We start from the raw sequence: 6820 nt of genomic DNA on the forward strand, positions 1-6820 counted from the left end.
GAAATGGGTCAGAAAAATATTGTAAGGGCGCGCGTTTCGCCCAAAACTCGATTGTGCCGCATCCGGCCGGGCCAAGCCTGCCGGATTGCTCTGTCACGCAATAATCGCCTCATGCCGCACCCGCCCCATGAGCCCGATTTCCTGCACAACCTGCGCAGCGAACTGTCCAATGGACGACTCTGGTTCGACCGCGCCGTGGTGCTGGTCTATGCGATAGCTGCCGGCCTGAGCGTGGTGGGCTTCACCCTGCTGGCCGATTGGGGTTTCGGGCTGTTCGAGCGGCTTCATGGCTTGAACCGCTGGGCCATCCTGCTCTGGACGCCGGCCCTGACGGCGGCCATCGTCTGGGCCACGCGGCGGCATTTTCCCGGCGCGGCGGGCTCGGGCATTCCGCAGGTCATGGCGGCGCTGGATCCGGCCTTGCCGCCGGGCGCGCAGGGCCGTTTCGTGTCGCTGCGGCTGACGCTGGCCAAGATCGTGCTGTCCACCGCCGGCTTGATGGCGGGCCTGTCGATTGGCCGCGAGGGGCCGTCGGTGCAGGTGGCCGCCGGCGTGATGCAGCATGCGCGCCGCTGGCTGCGCCCCAGCTCCGGCATGAGCCACCACGCCCTGCTGGTGGCCGGCGGCGCGGCCGGGATTGCGGCGGCCTTCAATGCGCCGCTGGCCGGCGTGGTTTTTGCCATCGAGGAGCTGTCGCGCAAGCTGGAGTCGCGCAACAGCGGCCTGATCATCACGGCCATCGTGCTGGCCGGCCTGATGGGGGTTTCGACCTTTGGCAACATCACCTATTTCGGCGTCATCAAGGTGCCGGTGCTGGGCTGGAATGCGCTGCTTCCGGGCCTGCTGGTGGCGCTGGTTTGTGGCGGGCTCGGCGGCGTCTTTGCGCGCCTGCTGGCCATTTCACTGACCGGCTCGTCACCCGACCGCTTCAGCCAGTGGCGCCGCCTGCACCCGGTACGTTTTGCCGCCGGCGGTGGCCTGGCGATTGCCGTGATCGGCCTGGTCAGCGACGGCTCGACCTTTGGCGCGGGCTCGCATGCCGTCGCCCAGATGCTGGCCGGCCAGGCCGAAGTGCCGTCGCTCTATGTACTGCTCAAATTCATTGCCACCTGGCTGGCCGCCTGGTGCGGCGTGCCGGGCGGTATTTTTGCGCCGGCGCTGTCGATTGGCGCTGGCGTGGGCAGCAACATTGCCCTGCTAACGTCGCCCGACATCAGCGCCGCGCTGATCGCCATCGGCATGGCCGCGTTCCTGGCCGCCGTCACGCAGGCACCGCTGACGGCGTTCATCATCGTCATGGAAATGGTCGATGGCCGCGCCATGGTGCTCAGCCTGATGATGGCGGCCATGCTCGCCAGCCTGCTGTCGCGCATGATCAGCCGGCCGCTGTACGCCACGCTGGCAGAGCACATGATTGCCGGTCTGCAGCCGCCGCCGCCCGCCGCCGTTCAGGCCAAGGGGCCAGAAACTCGCTAGAGCGGCTCCACCATGACTGGAAAACGCCGTCATTCCCGCGCAGGCGGGAATCCAGCAGCACAAGCGCTAACGTTTAGGTGAACCATCCCTGGGTTCCCGCCTTCGCGGGAATGACGGGCAATGATTGTGAGCTTATTGAGCTTGCAAGGCAGGGTGGAACTGCTCTATTGCTCCGGCCCATTAAAGTCATAAGTTTTGCGGCTTTGGTCCCAAGCGAATTAGTCAATTTTTGTTCAGATTTCAGAGGGCCGGATCAATAAGCATCAATGCACGCACGATACGCGGTAGTTTTGCTATTTAATTGGTAGCTGACTACGTATACCCAGCCTGCACAATAGACCTATTTGAGTCTCAAAGAGGCATTTTCGGGTCAACATCACCCTGCGCCAGCCCCTCAAGCCGGGGCTGCGGCTGCCCGACCCGGCTGGACCGGCATCATTCGCCAGGCCACCACCAGCCAGATCAGCGACAACACAGTGGTCGAGACAAACAGGCCTTGCGCGCCGCCCCACTTGAGCATTGCACCGCCGAGTGCGCCGCCGGCAAACAGGCCCAGCGACTGGGATGTGTTGTAAAGCCCCAGCGCCGCGCCCCGGCTGGAGGCGTGCGCCAGGCGCGACACCAGGCTGGGCTGGCTGGCCTCCAACACATTGAAGCTGCAAAAAAACAGCAGCAGCAAGGCACCCAGCATCCAAAGGGACGGCGCCGCGCCGCCGGCAGCCATGGCAACCCCCAGAAAACCCAGTTGCACCAGCGCCAGCAGGGCAATCGCGGCCAGCAGCACGGCGCGCAGATGGCCGCGCCGCTCCAGCGGAAACAGCGTGCCGCCCATCACCACGAACGAAGCCAGCACCGCCGGTAAATAGACCTGCCAGTGCAGCGCCTTGAGCAGCCCGGCCTGCACCAACAGCGCAGGCACCGCCACCCACATCGACAGTTGCACCGCATGCAGCACAAAAACGCCAAAGTTCAGTCCCACCAGATCGCCGCGCCGCAGCACATCGGCCAGGCCGCCGCGCGCCATGTCCTTGTGCAGCAGCGGCTCGGGCGGCACCAGCCACAGCACCATGACAATGCCGGCCAGCGCCAGAACGCCGGTCAGCACGAACAGGCCGCTCAGCCCGATGCGGGCATTCAGTGCGGGTGCCAGCACCAGCGACACGGCAAACATCAGCCCGATGCTGCCGCCCACCAGCGCCATCGCCTTGGTGCGCACCTCGTCGCGCGTCTGGTCGGCCAACAGCGCCGTGACGGCGGCGGAGATCGCGCCTGCGCCCTGCAGCGCCCGGCCCGCCAGCAGCCAGTTCAAATCCGGTGCTGCAGCCGCCAGGAAACTGCCCAGCGCAAACACCACCAGCCCGGCCACGATCACCCGCTTGCGGCCCAGCCGGTCCGACGCCAGGCCAAAAGGAATTTGCAGCAGCGCCTGCGTCAGCCCGTAAATGCCCATCGCCAGGCCGACCCGCGCCGGGTCGTCACCGCCCGGATAGCGCGCCGCTTCCAGCGCAAACACAGGCAGCACCAGAAACAGGCCCAGCATGCGCAGGGCAAAAATAGACGCCAGCGAGAAGCTGGCGCGCCGCTCGGTGGCGGTCATGGGGAAAGAAGGGGCTGCAGAAGACACGGTGAAGGAGTCTCAAAAGTGGAAAAATTGCCGCAAAACAGCCGTGGCCGGAACGCATGGCAGCCGTGCGCGAAAAGTGTCCACGCAGAGCTGCAGCCGCCGGATATTGGAGCCGGACAAGGCCCTGTATTGTGCTTGATACCCGGCCAACGCCCTGCCCGCCGGACAGCTCAGGTCTATGATGGAAAGTTTTTCCGGCGCTCCAACCCTGTGAACTTTCCCAACGACAGCCAACCCCTGACCTCCCTGCCCACGCTCGCCCCCACCACCGCACACCCAGCCCCTCATGCAGCGGCTGAAGACCAGGCGATTCAGGCTTTTGAGCGGGCAACCCGCCCCACCGGCCACGGCGCGCAGGCCATCAGCATTCGCGGCGCGCGCACGCACAACCTCAAAAACATCGACCTCGACATTCCGCGCAACCAGCTGGTGGTCATCACCGGGCTGAGCGGCTCGGGCAAGTCGAGCCTGGCGTTTGACACGCTGTATGCCGAAGGCCAGCGGCGTTATGTCGAAAGCCTCTCGACCTATGCGCGGCAGTTTTTGCAGCTGATGGACAAGCCCGACGTGGACATGATCGAGGGCCTGTCGCCCGCCATTTCCATCGAGCAAAAGGCCACCAGCCACAACCCGCGCTCCACCGTCGGCACCGTGACCGAAATTCATGACTACCTGCGCCTGCTGTACGCTAGAGCCGGCACGCCGTTTTGCCCGGTGCATGACCTGCCGCTGCAAGCGCAAAGCGTCAGCGAGATGGTCGATACCGTGCTGGCCCTGCCCGAAGACACGCGCCTGATGATCCTGGCGCCGGTGGCGCGCGAGCGCAAGGGTGAATTTGTCGATATGTTCGAGCAAATGCAGGCCCAGGGCTATGTGCGTTTCCGGGTTGATGGCGCGACCTACGAATTTGACGCGCTGCCCAAGCTCAAAAAAACCGAAAAGCACACGATTGACGTGGTGATCGACCGCGTCAAGGTTCGCCTGGACAAGGAAACCCCGCCTGACGCCGAAGCCGAAGCAGGAGTCGTCCCGCCGCCGGCATTGCGCCAGCGCCTGGCCGAGAGTTTTGAAGCGGCGCTGCGGCTGGCCGACGGCCGGGCGCTGGCGCTGGAAATGGATTCGGGCCAGGAACACCTGTTCAGCGCCAAGTTCTCCTGCCCGGTGTGCAGCTATTCGCTCAGCGAGATGGAGCCGCGCCTGTTCTCGTTCAACTCGCCGGTGGGGGCCTGCCCGTGCTGCGACGGCCTGGGGCATCGGGACTTTTTCGACCCGGCGCGGGTCGTGGCCTTTCCGTCCTTGAGCCTGGCCAGCGGCGCGGTCAAGGGCTGGGACCGGCGCAACGCCTATTATTTTTCGATGCTCGAAAGCCTGGCCGCGCATTACAAATTCGACATCGACACGGCGTTTGAAGAACTGCCCGAAAACGTGCGGCAGGTCGTGCTGCACGGCTCGGGCGAGGAAGACATCAAGTTCAGCTACCTCATGGATTCGGGCGAAAAGGCCGGCAAGAAGGTGAGCAAGAAGCATCCCTTCGAGGGCATCATCACCAACTTCGAGCGCCGCTACCGCGAAACCGACTCCGCCGTGGTGCGCGAAGACCTGGCCAGGTACCGCAGCGTGCAGCCCTGCCCCGACTGCGGCGGCACGCGACTGCGGCAAGAAGCACGGCATGTGTACCTGGTCGGCACGTCAGAAGGCGGCGAACAGCCGAACCGCAAGGCGATTTATGAAGTCAGCAACATCACCCTGCGCGAAAGCTTCAAGTACTTCAGCACCTTGAGCATGCAAGGCGCCAAGGCCGAAATTGCCGCCAAGGTGGTGCGCGAAATCGGGCTGCGGCTGAAGTTCCTGAACGACGTGGGCCTGAACTACCTGAGCCTGGACCGCAGCGCCGAGACGCTGTCGGGCGGCGAATCGCAGCGCATCCGGCTGGCCTCGCAGATCGGCTCAGGGTTGACCGGCGTGATGTATGTGCTCGACGAGCCCAGCATCGGCCTGCACCAGCGCGACAACGACCGGCTGATCGGCACGCTCAAGCATTTGCGCGACATCGGCAACAGCGTGCTGGTGGTTGAGCACGACGAGGACATGATCCGGGCCGCCGACCATGTGATCGACATGGGGCCGGGCGCCGGCATTCATGGCGGCCGCGTCATGGCACAGGGCACGTTCGAGCAGGTCCAGGCCAATCCCGATTCGCTGACCGGAAAGTATCTGGCGGGCACGCTGGAGATTGCCGTGCCCAAGCACCGCACGCCGTGGCTGCCAACGGTCAGGAACGCCCATGCCTACGACAAAAGCAAGTCGCGCTTTGCGCCCAGCCCGGCGGCCGAACGCCGCGCGGCGCGTGAAGCCCAGCACCAGGCCACACTGGGGGACATGCAGGCGCTGCGCGTCATCAACGCCACCGGCCACAACCTGCAGGGCGTGAGCGTCGAGTTTCCGGTCGGCCTGCTGACCTGCGTGACTGGCGTTTCGGGCTCGGGCAAGTCCACGCTGGTCAACGACACGCTGTATGCGGCCGTCGCCCGAACGCTCTACCGTGCGCACGAAGAGCCCGCGCCGCACGAAAGCATCGAAGGCATCGAGCATTTCGACAAGGTGATCAATGTCGATCAGTCACCGATTGGCCGGACGCCGCGCAGCAACCCGGCGACCTACACCGGCCTGTTCACACCGATCCGCGAACTGATGGCCGAGATGAACACGGCGCGCGAACGCGGCTATAGCGCCGGGCGCTTCAGCTTCAACGTCGCGGGCGGGCGCTGCGAAGCCTGCCAGGGCGACGGCATGGTGAAGGTCGAAATGCACTTTTTGCCCGATGTCTATGTGCCCTGCGACGTCTGCCACGGCATGCGCTACAACCGCGAAACGCTCGAAGTTCAGTACAAGGGCAAGAACATCGCGCAAATCCTCGACCTGACGGTCGAGCTGGCGGCTGAATTCTTCAAGGCCGTGCCGACCATTGCGCGCAAGCTGCACACGCTGCTCGACGTGGGCCTGAGCTACATCAAGCTCGGCCAGTCGGCCACCACGCTGTCGGGCGGCGAAGCGCAGCGCGTCAAGCTCGCGCTGGAACTGAGTAAACGCGACACCGGCCGCACGCTCTACATCCTCGACGAGCCGACCACCGGCCTGCACTTCGCCGACATCGATTTGCTGCTGAAAGTCCTGCACCAGCTGCGCGACGCCGGCAACACCATCGTCGTCATCGAACACAACCTGGACGTCATCAAGACCGCCGACTGGCTGATCGACATGGGGCCGGAAGGCGGGGCCGGCGGTGGCATGGTGGTCGGCGTGGGCACGCCGGAAGACATCGCCGCGAACCCTGACAGCCATACCGGGCACTATTTAAAGCGGTTGTTGTAGGACAGATAATCTGGTTTACCCCAAGGACACACTATGAATGCTGATTTTCTGGATGCACACCACCGACATTTACGCGATGCTGATTGCCTGTTTAGTGCCTCGCACTTGGCGAACGCGGATCACTTGTATGGCATGGCTGCGGAATGCGGACTGAAGCGACTGATGATCGCTTTTGGGATGCAAACGAACGACACTGGTGCTCCAGAAAATCGGAAAAAAGATTGGATTCATGCAGAGAAAGTTTGGGTACGTTTGACCTTGCCCCCAGAAAACGTATCCCTTGCTGAGTGGTTCAATTCAGACAAGGAAAACGAAAATGACAAAGACATCAAGGGCCAAGTACACGCT

At 63.9% G+C, this 6820-nt stretch carries 4 protein-coding genes; 3 read left to right on the forward strand and 1 reads right to left on the reverse strand.

From position 1 onward, the window contains the following. The first annotated feature begins 111 nt into the window (after positions 1-111). Positions 112-1476, forward strand: a complete 1365-nt coding sequence (locus tag RCH06_RS07870; RefSeq protein ID WP_327080892.1) for a chloride channel protein — start codon at positions 112-114, stop codon at positions 1474-1476. Between the two features lie 394 nt (positions 1477-1870). On the opposite strand, the gene RCH06_RS07875 is transcribed toward RCH06_RS07870, so the two are convergent. Then, on the reverse strand, positions 1871-3073 hold the full coding sequence (locus RCH06_RS07875; RefSeq protein WP_327080903.1) for an MFS transporter: 1203 nt from the start codon (positions 3071-3073) through the stop codon (positions 1871-1873). Positions 3074-3409: 336 nt separating this feature from the next. Here RCH06_RS07875 and uvrA point away from each other — a divergent pair, with 336 nt between their 5' ends. Beyond that, the gene (gene uvrA, locus RCH06_RS07880) at positions 3410-6472 is read left to right on the forward strand and encodes an excinuclease ABC subunit UvrA (protein WP_327080904.1); all 3063 of its coding nucleotides are present in this window, start codon (positions 3410-3412) and stop codon (positions 6470-6472) included. 33 nt (positions 6473-6505) lie between these two features. Further along, a partial coding sequence (locus RCH06_RS07885; RefSeq protein ID WP_327080893.1) for a hypothetical protein occupies positions 6506-6820 on the forward strand: 315 nt, incomplete at its 3' end.

The organism is Polaromonas sp. CG_9.5, from assembly GCF_035984465.1.
In the GTDB taxonomy this organism is placed as follows: Bacteria; Pseudomonadota; Gammaproteobacteria; order Burkholderiales; family Burkholderiaceae_C; genus Polaromonas.